The following is an 18,136-nucleotide window of genomic DNA, read 5'->3' as shown; positions in this document are numbered from 1 at the left end:
TAAGCGCCACCGGGGACGGTTCCCGGATCGCAGTGTTACGGTCCGGTATTCGGTTGGTAGCCCCGGTAAGCGTAAGCGCCACCGGGGACGGTTCCCGGATCGCGGTGCTACGGTCCGGTATTCGGTTGGTAGCCCCGGTAAGCGTAAGCGCCACCGGGGACGGTTCCCGGATCGCGGTGCTACGCACCTTATCCGGGCGACAAATACCACTACGCCAGCCGGGTTACCGCTTACCGCCCATCTGCAAAACCGCGGCGACGTTACGCGCCGTCATCCGCAGGTTGGCGGCGGCATTGGCCAGCGCTTCATCCAGGGTACAGATGGTATATAACACGCTGAATACCGCATCCAGCCCGTGCTGATGCACCACCCCGACATCGGCGGTAAGGCTGCCGGCAATCCCAATCACCGGGACGTTAAAACGCTTCGCCACCTTCGCTACCCCCACCGGCACCTTGCCGTGGATCGTCTGGCTATCGATACGCCCTTCGCCGGTGATCACTAAATCGGCATCCGCCACCCGCGTCGCCAGCTGCAACGCATCGGTGACGATCTCAATGCCCGGGCGCAGCGTTGCGCCACAAAACGCATACAGCGCCGCCCCCATGCCGCCCGCTGCGCCGCCGCCTTCCAGGCTCAGCACATCGATATCTAAATCGCGGGCGATAATCCGGGCATAGTGCAGCAGGCCGCTGTCGAGGCGGTCGATCATCTGCGTCGTCGCCCCTTTTTGCGGGCCAAACACCGCGCTGGCCCCCTGCGGGCCGGTTAGCGGGTTGGTGACGTCGCAGGCAACCTCAATCCGGCAATCTGCCAGCCGCGGATCGAGTTCGCTAAGGTCGATACGCGCCAGCGTCTCCAGCGCACCGCCCCCGGAGGCGATTTGCTGGCCGTCGGCGGTCAACAGTTTCGCCCCCAGCGCCTGCGCCATCCCGGCGCCACCGTCATTGGTCGCACTGCCGCCAATGCCAATAATGATCTGCCGCACGCCGGCGTCCAGCGCGTGGCGGATAAGCTCCCCGGTCCCCCAGGAGGTGGTTAGCAGCGGATTACGCTGCGCCGGCGGGACGCTCTCCAGCCCGCTGGCTGCCGCCATTTCGATAAAGGCGCACTGGCGATCGCCGGACAGCCCATAAAATGCCTCAACCGGTTCACCCAGCGGCCCGGTGACCGTCAGCGGAACCTGATGCCCGCCGGTCGCCGCCACCATGGCTTCCACCGTCCCTTCACCACCGTCGGCAACCGGCAGCTTGACGTACTCCGCGTCAGGATAAATCTCGCGAAAGCCTTGCTCTATCGCCGTGGCCACTTCCAGCGCGCTCAGACTCTCCTTCCAGGAATCCGGTGCGATCACTATTTTCATGTGCTGTCCTTACTCTGAGCCAACCCCTGGCGCTGTCGCGCAATGCCGGCCCCCGCAGAGGCCGGCGGCCATTTAGCGCACCATGCATGGACGCTTGTTGTCAAAGGTCCAGCCCGGGATCAGATACTGCATCGCCATCGCATCGTCGCGGGCGCCAAGACCATGTTTCTTATATAGCTCATTTGCCTGCATCACGCGGTCCATATCCAGCTCAACCCCCAGGCCCGGGGTACTCGGTACCTGCACCATACCGCCTTTTATTTCAAAAGGTTGTTTGGTCAGACGCTGGTTGCCCTCCTGCCAAATCCAGTGGGTATCAATCGCGGTGATTTTGCCCGGCGCCGCTGCCGCGACGTGGGTGAACATCGCCAGCGACACGTCGAAGTGGTTATTGGAGTGCGATCCCCAGGTCAGGCCGAACTCATGGCACATCTGCGCCACACGCACCGACCCCTGCATGGTCCAGAAGTGCGGGTCAGCCAGCGGGATATCCACCGACTGCAGGGACAAGGTATGGCCCATCTGTCGCCAGTCGGTGGCGATCATATTGGTCGCGGTCGGCAGGCCCGTCGCGCGGCGGAACTCGGCCATCACTTCGCGGCCGGAAAAGCCCTGTTCGGCGCCGCACGGATCTTCCGCATAGGCCAGCACACCTTTCAGCTGTTTACCTATCTGAATGGCTTCATCAAGCAGCCAGGCGCCGTTGGGGTCGAGGGTCACGCGCGCATCGGGGAAACGCTTCGCCAGGGCGCTGATCGCCTCAGCTTCTTCAAAACCGGCCAGCACGCCGCCCTTCAGCTTAAAGTCGTTGAAACCATATTTTTCATACGCCGCTTCCGCCAGGCGGACCACCGCATCCGGCGTCATCGCCTCTTCATGGCGCAGGCGATACCATTCGCACTGCTCATCCGGCTGGCTCTGATAGGCCAGCGGCGTGGCGTGGCGGTTGCCGACAAAAAACAGATAGCCCAGCATTTCGACTTCGCTGCGCTGCTGGCCATCGCCAAGCAGGGAAGCGACATTGACGCCAAGGTGCTGGCCCAGCAGGTCCAGCAGCGCCGCTTCAATCCCGGTTACCACGTGAATGGTGGTACGCAGGTCGAAGGTCTGCAGGCCGCGGCCCCCGGCGTCGCGGTCGGCAAACTGATTGCGCACCGCGCCCAGCACATTCTTGTACTCGCCCAGCGTTTTGCCCACCACCAGCGGCGCGGCATCTTCCAGGGTCTGGCGGATTTTTTCGCCGCCGGGGATTTCGCCGACGCCGGTATGCCCGGCGTTATCTTTGATAATCACGATATTGCGGGTGAAGTACGGGGCGTGCGCGCCGCTCAGGTTCATCAGCATGCTGTCATGGCCGGCAACCGGGATCACCTGCATGGTCGTAACAACGGGCGTTGAAGTGAAAGTCGTCATAGCATCATCCTTTTTAATTAGTGGCGGCCGAAAACGGGACGTTTGCGGTCGAATGTCCAGCCGGGGATCAGGTACTGCATCGGGCCTGCGTCGTTGCGCGCGCCGCCCGGCAGCGCTTTATAGGCCTCATGGGCTTTGCGCACCTGCTCCCAGTCAAGTTCCACGCCGAGTCCCGGCGCGTCTGGTACGGCAATGTTGCCGTGAATAATCTGCAGCGGATTTTTGGTCAGGCGCGCGTCGCCCTCCTGCCAGATCCAGTGGGTGTCAATGGCGGTGGGGTTGCCCGGCGCGGCGGCGCCGACGTGGGTAAACATCGCCAGGGAAATATCAAAGTGGTTGTTGGAATGGCAGCCCCAGGTCAGCCCCCAGTCGTCACACAGTTGCGCCACCCGTACCGCGCCGGAGAGCGTCCAGAAATGCGGGTCCGCCAGCGGGATGTCGACGGCATTGAGCATCACCGCATGGCCCATTTCACGCCAGTTGGTGGCGATCATATTGGTGGCGACCGGCAGCCCGGTGGCACGACGGAACTCGGCCATCACCTCCCGGCCGGAGAAACCTTGCTCGGCGCCGCACGGATCTTCGGCATAGGTCAGGACATCCTGCAGCCCTTTGCACAGCGCGATGGCCTCATCCAGCAGCCAGGCGCCGTTCGGGTCGACGGTGATGCGCGCATCCGGGAAACGCTTTTTCAGCGCCCGGGCGGTGTCGATCTCCTGCTCGCCGGGCAGCACGCCGCCTTTCAGCTTAAAGTCTTTGAAACCGTAGCGATCCTGGGCGGCTTCCGCCAGACGTACTACCGCCTCGCTGCTCAACGCCTGCTGATGACGCAGGCGGTACCATTCATGATCGCCCGGCGTATGGTCCAGATAGCCAAGGTCGGTTTTCTGCCGATCGCCAATATAAAACAGGTAGCCCAGCACGGTGACGGCATCACGCTGCTTACCCGGCCCCAGCAGCTCGCAGACCGGCACCTTCAGCACTTGACCGAGCAGGTCGAGCAGCGCCGCTTCCAGCGCCGCCACCGCGTTAACCTTCAGTTCGAATGTCCACGCCCCTTTGCCAAAGGTATCGAAATCCGCCGCCTGATTGCCTTTATGCACCTGCTGCACCACGCGATTGAGCCGGGCGACCTCCTGGCCCACCACCTGCGGGATCGCCGCCAGCAGCGTCTGGTAGATAACCTCCCCGCCGGGCGCTTCGCCAACGCCGGTATGGCCGGCATTATCGGTCAATACCACGATATTGCGGGTAAACCAGGCGTTGTGCGCCCCGCCGATGTTCAGCAGCATGCTGTCGTGCCCGGCCACCGGAATGACCTTCATCTCTGTGATAATCGGGCTGGATTGGGTCGTCATGATGAGCGCCCCACCACAGGTTTCAGTTCGATGCGTTTGATATCGCCCACCAGCACCAGGTAGCTCAGCACCGCCACCAGGGCATGGATGCCGACGTAGATCAGCGCGCCGTTGAACGAGCCGGTGGTGCCAACGATATAGCCGATGGCGATGGGAGTGACGATACCGGAGATATTGCCGAACATGTTGAACAGACCGCCGGAGAGACCGCTAATTTCTTTCGGCGCGGTATCCGCCATCACCGCCCAGCCGAGCGCGCCAATCCCTTTACCGAAGAAGGCCATTGCCATAAAGCCGATCACCATCCACTCCACGTTGACATAGTTACACATCAGCATGGTCATGGAGAGCAGCATCCCCAGCACGATCGGCGTTTTGCGCGCGATGTTCAGCGAGCCGGTGCGGCGCATTAACCAGTCGGAAATCACCCCGCCCAGCACCCCGCCGACAAAGCCGCACACCGCCGGAATCGACGCGACAAAGCCGGCTTTGAGGATCGACATACCGCGCGCCTGCACCAGGTAAACCGGGAACCAGGTGATAAAGAAGTAGGTTAAGGCGTTGATGCAGTACTGACCGATATAGATGCCGATCATCATCCGCGATCCGATCAGCTGTTTGATCTGCCCCATTTTGACGCTAAACGGCACTTTCTGCGCGCTGCTCTTCTGATCCATGTTGATCAGCGCCCCGCCTTCGGCGATATAGTCCAGCTCTTTCTGGTTCACGCCCGGATGGTTGTTCGGATCGTGGATCACTTTCAGCCACACAAAGCTGATCACAATCCCCAGGCCGCCCATAAAGAAGAACACGTGCGACCAACCCACCTCATGCGTCAGCCAGCCCATGATCGGCGCGAAGATAACGGTGGCAAAGTACTGGGCGGAGTTAAAAATCGATACCGCCGTCCCCCTCTCCTGCGCCGGGAACCAGGCGGCGACGATACGGCTGTTGCCGGGGAATGACGGCGACTCGGCAAGGCCGACGAGGAAACGCAAAGTGAACAGCGCGATGATAATGCCAAAGCCGCTGAAGATATCGACGAAGCCCTGCAGCAGGGTAAACATCGACCAGATGAAGATCGACCAGAAATAGACGCGCTTCGAACCGAAGCGGTCGAGCAGCCAGCCGCCCGGGATCTGGCCGATGACATAAGCCCATGAGAACGCGGAGAACACATAACCCATGCCAACAGGATCGAGGCCGATATCTTTGGCCATTTCCGAACCGGCGATCGACAGCGTCGCCCGGTCACCATAGTTAAAAGAAGTGACGATAAACAGCATCACCACTATCCAGTAGCGGGCGTTGGTGCGCTTTTCAGCCGCCGTCGCCGCCTGACTTAATGAACTCATTGTTGTACTCCTGAATCATAGCGTTTAGCTACGTTCATTCTGAACAGCACAACCTGTAGGGTAATCAGAATGACGTGGTCGTGTTTTGATAGTTGTCGTTATATCTGGCACTGCATTTATCACTGGCTGGAGCAGTATATGAAGAGGCACACCGCGGCTCACCGTGCATCTACACAGTTTTTATGCCGCTATTACAGGTGGTTTGTGGCGAATGCCTGAAAGAATGGGGGGAAGTTCACGGAAATGAAAAACCAGCGCCGCTGGAGCCGCAAAGCGCAGCAAAAAGAGCCGGAGTGTGAAATACCTCACTTGACCCGGTGAAACTGGCTGGCTTAAGCCATGATCTTTCTAAGGATATTGTGGCGTTTGCCTAAAGGCGTGGCGCCAGGAACGCGCTACCATTGTGACGTCCGCATATCTGGCCGCGACGTATTGAAAGAGCGCCCTCTGCGTAGGGAGAGGGCAGCGCTTTTATTCGAGCAGGGTGGCCCACTGCTCAACCCACGGATTGGAGACGCTCTCCGGCTCCGGGTCTTCGCTGGCGTCAATCTTCAGCATCTCGCCGATGCGCTTCGCGCCCTGCTCCTGCAGCAGCTGGTCGAACTTCAGCCCACCGCCGCAAAAGTTAGCATAGGTGCTGTCGCCGAGCGCGATAATGCCGTAGCGCAGATGGGGCTGATACATATCTTTCATCCCCTCATACAGCGGGACAATGCTGTCCGGCAGATCGCCCTGCCCGGTGGTGGAGGTGACCACCAGCACATATTTACCGGTATAGGATTCCCAGTCGTTGACCTGCGGATCCTCATACACGGTTGCCTTGTGTCCCAGTCCGCTGAGGATCGCTTCCGCTTCTTCCGCGACCAGCAGCGAGTTGCCGTACATGGTGCCGACAAAAATTCCGACTTCCGCCATGCTATTATCTCCCTGGATTGACCTTATTTACTTCATCCTGACCGCAGTCGTCGGCAAACTCAACCCTTTCATTTAGCGGGAGAAGCCCGCGCCAGCCAAACTGCGACAGGGCGCGCATCCAGACCTCGTCAAAACTGGCGCGCAGAGTCAGCGGCTCGCCGGTAAACGGATGGGTTAGCGACAGCTCGCTGGCGTGCAGCATCAGGCGGTGACAGCCAAAATGTTCCGCGGCGCTGCGGTTTTGCCGCAAGTCGCCGTGCTTGCTGTCGCCAAGGATCGGATGACGCAGATGGGCAAGATGGCGGCGCAGCTGGTGCTTACGGCCGGTTTTCGGCTCCAGTTCCACCAGCCCGTAGCGCGTAGTGGGATAACGCCCGGTTGCCACCGGCATCTCCACCGTCGCCAGGCCGCGGTAGTGGGTCACCGCCGGCTGCGGATCTTTGTCCTCACGAGCAAATTTATCGGCGATTTTATCCAGCTCTTCCACCAGCGGGTAATCCAGCAGCGCTTCGTCCATCAGCCAGCCGCGAACGATCGCATGGTAGCGCTTTTGGATCTGGTGCTGTTCAAATTGCTGCGCCAGCAGCCGGCCCGCTTCGCTCGACAACCCCATCAGCAGGACGCCGGAGGTGGGCCGGTCGAGACGATGGGCGGTAAAGACATGCTGGCCAATCTGATCGCGCACGGTCTGCATCACCACCACTTTCTCGTCGCGATCGAGCCAGCTGCGATGCACCAGCCAGCCCGAGGGTTTGTTGACCGCCACCAGCCAGTCGTCCTGGTAGATAATCTCCAGCATCAGGCCTGCTCACCGGCAAACAGCGCATCTAACAGCAGAAGTTCCGCCAGCATGGCTTCGCGAACCGGGTGGGCCTGATCCAGGGCCATCTCGTAATAAGGCGCGACGGCAAAATTTTGCGGCAGCGGCTGACCGCTCTCCAGCAGCTGATGCATACGCGGGATCAGCACCCATTGCAGCCACTCCAGCGGCTCCAGGGTATCCAGGCAAAACGGCTTATCGCTGGCGAAGGCGCTGCTGTTCGGCGCCGTCGCCTGCCAGTGCTCTGTTTCGCGCAGCAGGGCTTCAATGGCGCGCAGGCGATCGCGCACGCTATCGTGAAGAGTCATGGGAAACCTCGATGAGTTAAAAACCGGGCGCAGGATAGCAAATCCGCAGAAGAAATAAAAAAAGGGAGCACTGTAAAAACAGTGCTCCCGGTTCGTTTTGCAGCATTCCCGCTACATTGGTGCTCCCTGCTCGTCCTTGAAAACTTTTCCTGAGGTCTCCTGACCAATGTTCATCCATAAACTCGTGCATCCTGCTTTCACACCACCCCGATGTGAAATGACTTATCCATAAGTTTGTCCCGATCTTCCTGATCCACCGTTCATCCTGAGCGGCTCTCGTTCTCCATCCTGGAGGTGTCCATTACGCGATCCTGCGTTATCCTTGCTTCATCCTGAAGCCTGTCCTTGCAACGCCATCCTGACGGGTCCTGCAGAAGCGCCATCATCCTGATGTTCGCTTCATTTCGCGACTCCCTGTCGACAGACATAGGATCACTGATTCTGCCTCGTCTTACAACCCTTCTTGAGACAATCTCTTAAGATTAGTCCCCACTCAAAAGGACGAAAAAATTAAGATCTGATTTAATACCAATGAGTTATAAAAAAATGAAGGGATTAAATTTGCCTTAAATGATGACGATCTCTTACAGGTTTTGTAAGAGATCTCTCACAAACGACCAGGTAGACTGGATTACAGAACCGGCTCAAGGTGGCTAAGGAAACTCGCAAGCGAGGGGGAAAGCGTGATGCGTTTGGCGGTACCGAGGGTCTCTTTGATCACCTCGCCGCTGAGATTACAGACGGAAATAACATCCCGTTCACTCTCGAGGGTGGCGATAAACAGCGTCGGCGCCAGCTTCAAGCGCTTCTGTACCACCAGGTGTCCGATTAAGTTTTCCTGCACCCGCTGGAAATCCTCTTCACTCCAGGTCTGCAGCAGCGTCAGCGTTTCGCCGTCAAACCGGCCGGTCATGTCGCCGGCAAACTGAGTGGTATAATAAGAATGAAGCGGCTGTTGTACCACAATATCCAGGGCGCGTTCAACCGCGCTAATATTTTGCGCCAGCGAAAACGGCTGCGGCTGCCAGAATACGGCCTCGCCCTGGGTATCAACGACGCAAGGCGACGGGACGCCGTAAAGCTCTTCACTGCGCGGCAGGCTGTTACGCTGCTGCTGCCAGGCGGCGCAATAACGTTGGGTAAAAGCGCGCAGCGCTTCTGCGGTCTGATGGTCCACCGGTTTCTCTCTTCACGTTAGACAGGATACACTGGAGAGATAGTGTACCCGCTTTACTATGGTGAAACATGTCTTCTTACGATAATCATCAGGCGCTGGCCGGCCTGACGCTCGGTAAATCAACCGATTACCGCGATACTTATGACGCCTCGCTGCTGCAGGGCGTTCCGCGCAGCCTTAACCGCGATCCGCTGGGCCTGCATGCCGATAACCTGCCGTTTCACGGCGCCGATATCTGGACGCTGTACGAACTCTCCTGGCTGAACGGCAAAGGTCTGCCGCAGGTCGCTGTCGGCCACGTCGAGCTACCCGATACCAGCGTCAATCTGGTGGAGTCGAAAAGCTTTAAGCTGTACCTCAACAGCTTTAACCAGACGCGTTTCGCCAGCTGGCAGGACGTTGCAGAGACGCTGACTCGCGATCTCAGCGCCTGCGCGCAGGGTGAGGTCAAGGTGTCGCTGTATCGGCTGGATGAACTGGAAGGCCAGCCGATCGCCCATCTGCACGGCGCCTGCATCGACGATCAGGATATCGAGATCGATAACTATCAGTTCAGCGCCGACTATCTGCAGGGTGCCGCCAGCGGCAAAATCGTTGAAGAGACGCTGGTCAGCCATCTGCTGAAATCCAACTGCCTGATCACCCATCAGCCGGACTGGGGCTCGGTGCAGATCCAGTATCGGGGGGCGAAAATCGACCGTGAGCAGCTCCTGCGCTATCTGGTCTCATTCCGCCACCATAACGAATTCCATGAGCAGTGCGTCGAGCGCATCTTTAACGATATTCTCCGTTTCTGCCAGCCGGAATCGCTTTCCGTTTACGCCCGCTATACGCGACGCGGCGGTCTGGATATCAACCCCTGGCGCAGCAACGGCGACTTTTCCCCCGCCACTGGCCGCCTCGCCCGACAATAATAAATAATTTCACAATTTGCGTGCGTTTAGGCGCGCGCAAGGTTGTGGAAACGCCGCTCGCAGGGCTATTGTAATCACAGGAAGACCATAAGCGTCCTGTAAGGAGTTCACTTGATTACACATGTTAGCCCGCTTGGTTCAATGGATATGCTGTCGCAGCTGGAAGTGGATATGCTTAAGCGCACCGCCAGCAGTGACCTGTATCAACTCTTTCGCAACTGCTCGCTTGCTGTGCTCAACTCGGGGAGCCTGACCGATAACAGCAAGGAGCTGCTCTCCCGTTTTGAAAACTTCGATATTAACGTGCTGCGTCGCGAACGTGGCGTGAAGCTGGAACTGATCAACCCGCCGGAAGAAGCTTTCGTTGACGGGCGCATTATCCGTTCCCTGCAGGCCAACCTGTTTGCCGTGCTGCGCGATATCCTGTTCGTTTACGGCCAGATCCACAATACCGTTCGCTTCCCGAACCTCGATCTGGAAAGTTCGGTCCATATCACCAACCTGGTGTTTTCGATCCTGCGCAACGCCCGCGCGCTGCACGTCGGCGAAGCGCCGAACATGATCGTCTGCTGGGGTGGCCACTCCATCAATGAAAACGAATATCTCTACGCCCGCCGCGTCGGTACCCAGTTGGGACTGCGCGAACTGAACATCTGCACCGGCTGCGGACCTGGCGCGATGGAGGCCCCGATGAAAGGCGCCGCCGTCGGCCACGCGCAGCAGCGCTACAAAGACAGCCGCTTTATCGGCATGACCGAACCGTCCATTATCGCCGCAGAACCGCCGAACCCGCTGGTCAACGAACTGATCATCATGCCGGATATCGAAAAGCGTCTGGAAGCCTTCGTGCGTATCGCCCACGGGATCATTATCTTCCCGGGCGGCGTCGGTACTGCCGAAGAGCTGCTCTACCTGCTGGGTATTCTGATGCATCCGGAGAACAAAGCGCAGGTGCTGCCGCTGATCCTCACCGGACCGAAAGAGAGCGCCGACTACTTCCGCGTGCTGGACGAGTTTATCACCCATACTCTGGGCGAATCCGCCCGTCGTCACTATCGGATCATCATCGACGATCCGGCGGAAGTGGCGCGGCAGATGAAAAAAGCGATGCCGCTGGTGAAAGAGAGCCGCCGCGAAACCGATGATGCCTACAGTTTCAACTGGTCGATTCGCATCTCGCCGGACCTGCAGATGCCGTTCGAACCGACCCATGAAAACATGGCCAATCTCAAGCTCTCCCCGGACCAGCCAGTAGAAGTGCTGGCCGCCGACCTGCGTCGCGCCTTCTCCGGGATTGTCGCGGGTAACGTCAAAGAGGTGGGCATCCAGGCCATTGAGCAGTACGGTCCTTACAAGCTGCATGGCGACCCGGAGATGATGCGCCGCATGGACGATCTGCTGCAGGGCTTCGTCGCCCAGCACCGTATGAAACTACCGGGCGGCACCGCCTATATTCCCTGCTACGAAATCATCGCCTGATTTCTCGCTCTCCCGCCGGGGTATCTTCTGCAGCCTGCCCCCGGCGGGCTCTCTTCCTCTGACTTCCAGATCGCGCTAAAAACCTTTCTGTTATTATTCAGTCACCTGAATCATTTCTACAAAGCCAATCGTTTGCGTTTGTAAAAACTGCGACAATTATCACTGCAAAAAATGGTTTTAAGCGCAAAAACGTCGACTACTTCTCTTTTTTACAGTAAATCCCTCGTTATTACGCCACTCCGCTTTTATCTCATATGCTGCAAATGGTAGCCTGCGCGCCACAAATCGCTGGCTGATCACCAGAAACAGGCTGTTGGACTAAAAATACGCACATTGAAAGTGGATTATTGCATTTGAGATCGCGATCACTGATGCATAAACCATATAAATGTATCTTTCCGGCCCAATTATTACGGAGAAAATTTCTAAAAAAACCGTAATTAAACGAATTTCATGTTACGCAATTGTATTTGTTCATTAGATTTTGTTGATTCCTCCAGGAGATACAGATGGAAACCACTCAAACCAGCACCATCGTTTCGGGCGAAACCCGCAGCGGATGGCGTAAAACCGACACCATGTGGATGCTGGGCCTGTACGGTACAGCGATCGGCGCGGGCGTCTTGTTCCTGCCGATCAACGCCGGCGTCGGCGGCATGATCCCCCTGATTATCATGGCGATTCTGGCCTTCCCGATGACCTTCTTCGCTCACCGCGGTATGACTCGCTTCGTCCTCTCCGGGAAAAACCCGGGCGAAGACATCACCGAAGTGGTGGAAGAACACTTCGGCGTAGGCGCAGGGAAGCTGATTACCCTGCTCTACTTCTTCGCTATCTACCCGATCCTGCTGGTGTACAGCGTGGCGATCACTAACACCGTCGAAACCTTCATGTCGCACCAGCTGCACATGACGCCGCCGCCGCGCGCCATTCTGTCGCTGATCCTGATCGTCGGCATGATGACCATCGTGCGTTTCGGTGAGCAGATGATTGTGAAAGCGATGAGCATCCTGGTGTTCCCGTTCGTTATCGCCCTGATGATTCTGGCGCTGTACCTGATCCCGCAGTGGAACGGCGCGGCGCTGGAGACGCTCTCCCTGAGCAGCGCCTCCGCAACCGGCAATGGCCTGCTGATGACCCTGTGGCTGGCGATCCCGGTGATGGTCTTCTCCTTCAACCACTCGCCGATCATCTCCTCCTTCGCGGTGGCCAAGCGTGAAGAGTACGGCGCAGGCGCCGAGAAGAAATGCTCCAGCATCCTGGCCCGCGCTCACATTATGATGGTGCTGACCGTGATGTTCTTCGTATTCAGCTGCGTCCTGAGCCTCTCTCCGGCGGACCTGGCGGCGGCGAAAGAGCAGAACATCTCGATTCTGTCTTACCTGGCAAACCACTTTAACGCGCCGGTTATCGCCTGGATGGCGCCGATCATCGCGATGATCGCCATCACCAAATCCTTCCTCGGCCACTATCTGGGCGCCCGCGAAGGCTTTAACGGCATGGTGATTAAATCCCTGCGCAGTAAAGGCAAATCTATCGAAGTCAACAAACTGAACAAGCTGACCGCGCTGTTCATGCTGGTGACCACCTGGATTGTGGCGACGCTGAACCCGAGCATCCTCGGGATGATCGAGACCCTTGGCGGCCCGATTATCGCGATGATCCTGTTCCTGATGCCGATGTACGCGATTCAGAAAGTGCCGGCGATGCGTAAATACAGCGGCCATATCAGCAACGTCTTCGTGGTGATTATGGGTCTGATTGCCATCTCCGCGATCTTCTACTCGCTGTTCAGCTAATTCAGTCAATACCTCCCCCCGCGCCGCTTAACGGCGGCGCGCTTTCCGACAGCACGGGAATACATATGATCAGCGTATTCGATATCTTTAAAATCGGCATTGGCCCTTCCAGCTCCCATACCGTTGGACCGATGAAAGCGGGCAAACAATTCACTGACGATCTGATCGCACGCGGCCTGCTGGCCGACGTCAGCAAAGTCGTCGTCGACGTCTATGGCTCCCTCTCCCTGACCGGTAAAGGCCACCATACCGACATCGCGATTATCATGGGACTCGCCGGCAACCTGCCGGACACCGTCGACATCGACGCCATTCCGGGCTTTATTCAGGACGTTAACACCCATGGCCGCCTGATGCTGGCCAACGGTCAGCACGAAGTGGACTTCCCGGTCGATCAGTGCATGAATTTCCATGCCGACAACCTGTCGCTGCATGAGAACGGCATGCGCATTACCGCCCTGGCCGGTGACAAGGTGATCTACAGCCAGACGTATTACTCTATCGGCGGCGGCTTTATCGTCGACGAAGCGCACTTCGGCCAGATCGCCGATGCGCCGGTTGCGGTTCCTTACCCTTATAAAAACGCCGCCGACCTGCAGCGTCACTGCCGTGAAACCGGGCTGTCGCTCTCTGGGCTGATGATGCAGAACGAACTGGCGCTGCACAGCAAAGAAGCGCTGGAGCAACACTTTGCCGCGGTATGGGAAGTGATGAGCGCCGGTATCGAACGCGGCATCACCACCGAAGGCGTTCTGCCGGGCAAACTGCGCGTGCCGCGCCGGGCCGCCGCGCTGCGCCGCATGCTGGTGAGTCAGGACACCACCAACAGCGATCCGATGGCGGTGGTCGACTGGATCAATATGTTCGCCCTGGCGGTGAACGAAGAGAACGCCGCCGGTGGCCGGGTCGTTACCGCGCCAACCAACGGCGCCTGCGGTATCGTGCCGGCGGTGCTGGCCTACTACGACAAGTTTATCCGCAAGGTGAACAGCAACTCTCTGGCCCGCTATATGCTGGTCGCCAGCGCGATTGGTTCGCTGTATAAGATGAACGCGTCCATCTCCGGCGCCGAAGTCGGCTGTCAGGGTGAAGTGGGCGTCGCCTGCTCGATGGCGGCGGCCGGTCTGGCGGAACTGCTGGGCGGTAGCCCGGGTCAGGTGTGCATCGCGGCAGAGATCGCCATGGAGCATAACCTCGGCCTGACCTGCGACCCGGTTGCCGGCCAGGTGCAGGTACCGTGCATCGAACGCAACGCTATCGCCGCCGTGAAAGCGGTCAACGCCGCGCGAATGGCGCTGCGCCGGACCAGCGAGCCGCGCGTCTGCCTCGATAAAGTGATCGAGACCATGTACGAAACCGGTAAAGACATGAACGCCAAGTACCGGGAAACCTCTCGCGGTGGCCTGGCGATGAAGATCGTCGCCTGCGATTAATCCTCAGACCCGGCACGCGTCGGCGTGTCGGGTCATCGTCCTGAACAACTCTTTTTGTTATATCAATAAAATTTTAGTTATTTAATGGTTATAAGCGCTGTTTGTTACCTTACGCAAAACCGCTAAGGAGAACAGACAATGTCCAACCGATTCCGCCCCGCCTGGCTGCTGGTCCTCGCCGCCCTCTCTACCTCCACGCTGGCCAAAGCGCCGGAAACCGTCAACATCGGTTATCAAAAAGCGAATATCTTCGCGCTGCTGAAGTATCGCGGCACGCTGGATGAGAGCCTGAAAAAACAGGGCATTGCCGTACGCTGGGTCGAATTCCCCGCCGGACCGCAAATGCTGGAGGGGCTGAACGTCGGTAGTATCGATCTGGCCGCGACCGGCGATGCGCCTCCGGCCTTTGCCCAGGCGGCGCAAGCCGATCTGGTCTACCTTGCCCACTCCCCTGCTAACCCGAAAACGGAAGCGATTGTGGTGCCTGAACAGTCGGCAATCCACAGCGTGGCCGATTTGAAGGGCAAGCGTGTGGGGTTGAACAAGGGGTCTGACGTCAACTACCTGCTGGTTGCCGCACTGGAAAAAGCGGGCCTCAGCTATAAAGACATCACCCCGGTCTATCTGCCGCCGGCGGACGCCCGCGCCGCTTTCCAGCGCGGGGCGATTGATGCGTGGGTGATCTGGGATCCGTTCCTCGCAGAAGTGGAAACCAACGCGAAAGCCCGACAGATCCGCAATGCCGAGGGGCTGGTGCCGCACTACACCTTCTATCTCGCCAGCCGTAAGTTTGCAGATACCTACCCGGAGACAGCAAAGCAGGTGGTGGATGAGTTGGGTAAACTCAGCGCGTGGGCGAACAGCCATCAGGACGAGGCCGCCGGGCTGCTGTCGACCTCAACCGGGCTGGATAAAGCCATCTGGCTGAAGACCCTGGCCCGCCTGCCCTACGGTGCCGAACGCATGACGCCGGCGGTGTATAACGAACAGCAGGCGCTGGCGGATACCTTTACGCGCATTGGCCTGCTGCCGGTGAAAGTCGACGTGCGCAGCGCCACCTGGTCGCTGGATAAACCTTGATTTTTCTGACGACGGGAGGCACTGCGCCTCCCGTCGCCGACAGGCTTACCCCGCCGTTTTCTCACCATTGCCAATCTGCCAGATAAAGGTGGGCGCTTCACCGTTCACCAGCCAGTTACCGATATTGCGTGCCTTATAAATCACCGGATTATGTGAGGCGACCGTCCGCGCATTGCGCCAGTGGCGATCCAGCGCCAGACGGGTTCGCGTATCCGACGCCCCGAGGGCATTAAACAGCTCCGTCGCCGCCCGCGGGATCCAGTCGCTGGCGATCACCTGCGCCTGCGCCGCTTCCACTTCCGCCAGCTGGTTACGCTGGGCAATCAACGCGTCGTCGTCGCTGGCGTGCACCACATAGGCCTGTTGCAGCGATTCCGCGGCCTGCAGGACCGCGGCCCGGGTCGCCCATGCCCAGCTGCTGATCTGCCCAACGACCTGCAGAACCTGGGCGTCATCGCGCGGCACGGCGGCGTTACCGTGGCTGTACATCCGGGAGCGGTGTTTGACGCCCTGCGCGGCATCCCGCTCAACCGCCAGGCCAATGCCCGCGAGGGTCGCCAGCAGTACATGCTGGTAGAAAGCGGTCTGATAGCGAAAGCGCCGGGCAAAATCATAGACATGTTCGGTTTCCACCCTGGCGTCGGTGAAGCGGGTGGTTCCGCTGCCGGTCAACCGCTGGCCAAAGCCATCCCAGTCATCTTCCCGCGCCACGCCGGTCTGATGGGTGCTGACCAGGGCAATCACGTCGCCGGCGGTATCACTGCGCCGGGCAAACACATCGATCCAGTCGGCGTATAACGCGCCGGTGCTGTAAAACTTCTCGCCGTCGAGTCGCCAGCCGCCCTCTGTCGGCGTCACCCTGGTGTTCACCTCTCCCAGCTTCACCGCGCCGATCTCCGTCCAGCCGCTGCCCACCAGCTCGCCGTCGAGGAAGCGACGAAACCAGCGGTCGCGCCCGGCAGAATCCGGCTGATTCAGTTGATCTTCCACAAAGGCAAAGTGCGCGCGCAGGGCCTGCGGCAGGTTAGAGTCCGCTTGCGCCAGCTCGATCAGCAGCGCGCTGAGCTGCGGCAGCGAAGCGCCCCAGCCGCCCTTCTCGCGCGGGATACGCAGCGTGCCGAAGCCCGCTTCCTTCAGCCAGCGGATCGGCTCATCGGGCAGAGTGCGCTGCTGTTCGCGCTCCGCGGCGCCCTGGGCGATACGGGTGAATATCGGGCGGAAGGCGGCCGCCAGCGCGTCATAATCGGTGCCTGTGGAGAGCAAGGTCATGGTCAGTTCCTTATTCATGGATTGCGTCGATATCTTCTCGCGTCGGTTCATGACGGACCGCCAGCAGGAAGAAAATGGGAATAATGGCGGCAAGCGAGACCACCCAGAACATCTGCGTGCCGAGCGAGGCCTGCAGCAGCGGCAGAATAAACAGCGCCAGCGCACTGCCGATCCCGGAGAGCGCCCGGCTGAAACCGACCCCGGTGGCGCGAATGGCAGTAGGATAGGAGAGCGCCGGGTAGATCATCAGCTGCGCACCCGGGCCAAACCCTTCGGCGAATAGCCACAGCCCCAGCATCGCGATGGCCAGCACGATGCCTGCCGTCGCGTGCGGTTGCCCCACCAGCGCCAGCACAATCAGCGCCACAAACTGCAGGGCGAAGCCGGCTATCGCCACATGACGCGAAGGATATTTCCACGCCAGATGCATACCGAGCAGCCCGCCGGTAAAAGCAAACAGGGCGTTCAGCCCCAGCGATGCCGAAATAGTTTCGAAGACGCCAGCCCCGAGGAACTGGGCAAGAATTGACGGCAGGAAAAAGGCAATCGCCGTGTACTCGAAGGAGATACAGATATTCATCACCCCGGCGACGATAGTCCGCTCACGGTACGGTTTTTCGAACAGCACGCGGAAGCTCACTTTCGGCGCTGGCGCGGGCTTCGCCGCCGGGACCTCATGGGCATGGATCCCCCAGGAGTCGCGTAGAATACGCACCGCAGAGGTCAGATCGCCCTGGTTTGCCGCCCACAGCGGGGATTCGTTCATAAACCGGCTGCGGACGGCAATAATCAGCAGTGCCGGCACGGCGCCGAACAGCAGGGAGGCGCGCCACAGCCAGTCAAGATGCTCCTGCGGCAGCAGGAAATAGAGGCCGAAGATAATGAGAAAGCAGACGGTTGAGGCGGCGTACCACATCGGGCACCACGCCGCGAGGCGAGCCGCTTTGTTGCCTTTGCCGGCAAAGCGGGAAAACTCGGCCAGATAGGACATCGCCACCGGCAGGTCGATGCCGACGCCGATGCCCATCAGGAAGCGGGCGCCAATCAACACCCAGACGTTCGGCGCCAGCCCGGCGGCGATAGCCGAAATCACGAAAAAGAACATATCGGCCATAAAGACCGAATAGCGACCATATTTATCGGTCAGCCAGCCGCCGATAATATTGCCGACGATGGTTCCGACCATAATGGACGAAGTCACCAGGCCGGTCAGCAGCGGTGAGAGCTGAAATTCACGCACGACGTCATCAATACCGTAGGAGAGCGTGGTTAAGTCATACGCGTCGAGAAAGACGCCCCCCAGCGCGAGGAAGACAATCATCCGCGCATATTTCGCTTGTTCCTTGCCGGAATTAATTAACCGCGCCACATCCCCGACGCTACTGACCGGTACCGAAGCGATACCGGGATTATCCACTGGAAATGTACTCATTTTTTTCACCTTATTATTTTG

At 59.1% G+C, this 18,136-nt stretch carries 15 protein-coding genes; 5 read left to right on the top strand and 10 right to left on the bottom strand.

All coding sequences use genetic code 11. The annotated features are described in order from the left end of the window. Nucleotides 1–223: 223 nt before the first annotated feature. The 8 genes from CWM58_RS09235 to syd all read right to left on the bottom strand — a co-directional run bounded on the left by CWM58_RS09235 (nt 224) and on the right by syd (nt 8,709). Nucleotides 224–1,363 (bottom strand): glycerate kinase, encoded by a 1,140-nt coding sequence (locus tag CWM58_RS09235; RefSeq protein WP_032731169.1) that lies wholly within the window; start codon nt 1,361–1,363, stop codon nt 224–226. A gap of 72 nt (nt 1,364–1,435) precedes the next feature. Then, a complete protein-coding gene (gudD, locus tag CWM58_RS09230; RefSeq protein ID WP_100680786.1) occupies nt 1,436–2,776 on the bottom strand; it encodes a glucarate dehydratase in 1,341 nt (446 codons plus the stop codon). A 17-nt stretch (nt 2,777–2,793) separates the two neighbouring features. Beyond that, entirely contained in the window at nt 2,794–4,134 is a 1,341-nt protein-coding gene (locus CWM58_RS09225; RefSeq protein ID WP_100680785.1) for an enolase C-terminal domain-like protein, read from the bottom strand. After that, nucleotides 4,131–5,489, bottom strand: coding sequence for an MFS transporter (locus CWM58_RS09220; protein ID WP_061153492.1), 1,359 nt, complete (start codon nt 5,487–5,489; stop codon nt 4,131–4,133). The genes CWM58_RS09225 and CWM58_RS09220 overlap by 4 nt, the downstream gene beginning before the upstream one ends. A 471-nt stretch (nt 5,490–5,960) precedes the next feature. Further along, nucleotides 5,961–6,404, bottom strand: a complete 444-nt coding sequence (locus CWM58_RS09215) for a flavodoxin (protein WP_008806253.1) — start codon at nt 6,402–6,404, stop codon at nt 5,961–5,963. 4 nt (nt 6,405–6,408) lie between these two features. Next, nucleotides 6,409–7,203: a tRNA pseudouridine(65) synthase TruC gene (gene truC / locus CWM58_RS09210; protein WP_100680784.1), complete on the bottom strand. Its 795-nt coding sequence runs from the start codon at nt 7,201–7,203 to the stop codon at nt 6,409–6,411. Beyond that, a complete protein-coding gene (locus CWM58_RS09205; RefSeq protein ID WP_100680783.1) occupies nt 7,203–7,532 on the bottom strand; it encodes a YqcC family protein in 330 nt (109 codons plus the stop codon). The genes truC and CWM58_RS09205 overlap by 1 nt, the downstream gene beginning before the upstream one ends. Before the next feature lie 631 nt (nt 7,533–8,163). Beyond that, nucleotides 8,164–8,709 (bottom strand): SecY-interacting protein, encoded by a 546-nt coding sequence (gene syd / locus CWM58_RS09200; protein WP_061153491.1) that lies wholly within the window; start codon nt 8,707–8,709, stop codon nt 8,164–8,166. 68 nt (nt 8,710–8,777) lie between these two features. Here syd and queF point away from each other — a divergent pair, with 68 nt between their 5' ends. The 5 genes from queF to CWM58_RS09175 all read left to right on the top strand — a co-directional run bounded on the left by queF (nt 8,778) and on the right by CWM58_RS09175 (nt 15,414). Further along, the gene (gene queF, locus CWM58_RS09195; RefSeq protein WP_100680782.1) at nt 8,778–9,623 is read left to right on the top strand and encodes an NADPH-dependent 7-cyano-7-deazaguanine reductase QueF; all 846 of its coding nucleotides are present in this window, start codon (nt 8,778–8,780) and stop codon (nt 9,621–9,623) included. Nucleotides 9,624–9,734: 111 nt separating this feature from the next. Continuing rightward, nucleotides 9,735–11,102, top strand: coding sequence for a nucleotide 5'-monophosphate nucleosidase PpnN (ppnN, locus tag CWM58_RS09190; RefSeq protein WP_061153489.1), 1,368 nt, complete (start codon nt 9,735–9,737; stop codon nt 11,100–11,102). 509 nt (nt 11,103–11,611) lie between these two features. Then, nucleotides 11,612–12,901, top strand: coding sequence for an HAAAP family serine/threonine permease (locus CWM58_RS09185; RefSeq protein WP_032731171.1), 1,290 nt, complete (start codon nt 11,612–11,614; stop codon nt 12,899–12,901). A 65-nt stretch (nt 12,902–12,966) separates the two neighbouring features. Next, nucleotides 12,967–14,334, top strand: coding sequence for an L-serine ammonia-lyase (locus tag CWM58_RS09180; RefSeq protein ID WP_012540721.1), 1,368 nt, complete (start codon nt 12,967–12,969; stop codon nt 14,332–14,334). 138 nt (nt 14,335–14,472) lie between these two features. Continuing rightward, on the top strand, nt 14,473–15,414 hold the full coding sequence (locus tag CWM58_RS09175; RefSeq protein ID WP_061153486.1) for an aliphatic sulfonate ABC transporter substrate-binding protein: 942 nt from the start codon (nt 14,473–14,475) through the stop codon (nt 15,412–15,414). 45 nt (nt 15,415–15,459) lie between these two features. On the opposite strand, the gene CWM58_RS09170 is transcribed toward CWM58_RS09175, so the two are convergent. Further along, nucleotides 15,460–16,683, bottom strand: coding sequence for an acyl-CoA dehydrogenase family protein (locus CWM58_RS09170; RefSeq protein ID WP_100680781.1), 1,224 nt, complete (start codon nt 16,681–16,683; stop codon nt 15,460–15,462). A gap of 10 nt (nt 16,684–16,693) precedes the next feature. Beyond that, nucleotides 16,694–18,115, bottom strand: coding sequence for an MFS transporter (locus CWM58_RS09165; protein WP_074387726.1), 1,422 nt, complete (start codon nt 18,113–18,115; stop codon nt 16,694–16,696). Nucleotides 18,116–18,136: the final 21 nt, after the last annotated feature.

Source organism: Klebsiella sp. H-Nf2 (assembly GCF_002806645.1).
GTDB classification, from domain to species: Bacteria; Pseudomonadota; Gammaproteobacteria; order Enterobacterales; family Enterobacteriaceae; genus Klebsiella; species Klebsiella variicola.
The sequence above is the reverse complement of the archived record's forward strand: the minus strand, read 5'-3'. Positions and strand labels throughout refer to the sequence as shown.